The organism is Bacillus sp. LR--39 (assembly GCF_053613335.1).
Genome location: NZ_JBSIOT010001666.1, coordinates 1 through 508 on the forward strand (window position 1 = coordinate 1; position 508 = coordinate 508).

The 508-nt window shown below is 52.4% G+C and carries 1 protein-coding gene; it reads right to left on the reverse strand.

The window, feature by feature from the left end; genetic code table 11:
- Positions 1 to 468 (reverse strand): GNAT family N-acetyltransferase (locus tag ACWHAR_RS32395; protein WP_452089095.1); only part of this gene is annotated, 468 nt, incomplete at its 3' end.
- Between the last annotated feature and the right edge of the window lie 40 nt (positions 469 to 508).

Here is a 508-nt window from a genome sequence, read left to right on the forward strand (position 1 = left end):
CCGATAAAAGGAATGCAGGGCGTCGCTATCAGCGACACAGTCAAGCCGGATCCGCGTTTTTTCCGGAAAGTGTATGCCCGTCTCCGCCCACTGAAGGACGCGGGCTCCAAGCCCCTGTCCCGCAAACCGGCGGCTTACTGCGAGGCGATGTAAATAAATGGACTCCTCATGCCCATCGTTTCCCCAAAGCGTCCGGTCCCACTCGCTCGGTTCAGGCAGCAGCATCACGACAGCCGCAAGCTCTTCATCTTTTTTAAACACAAACACATGTCCCTTTTCAATTGCCCCCGTGATATCATGTATATCTTGCCCTTTCAGAAGTCCGCTCCATTGGTTAGAACCCCGATCTCGGAGCCATTCAGCTGTTCGGACGAGCAACCCGGTAATCGATTCTGCATCCTCATAGACGGCCGGACACGCGTAAAATCCATCTGCAATCGTTTCGTTCTCAATCTTAAAAGCTGACATAAAGGCCTCCCAATCAAAAAGTAAGCTTGCACACACACCT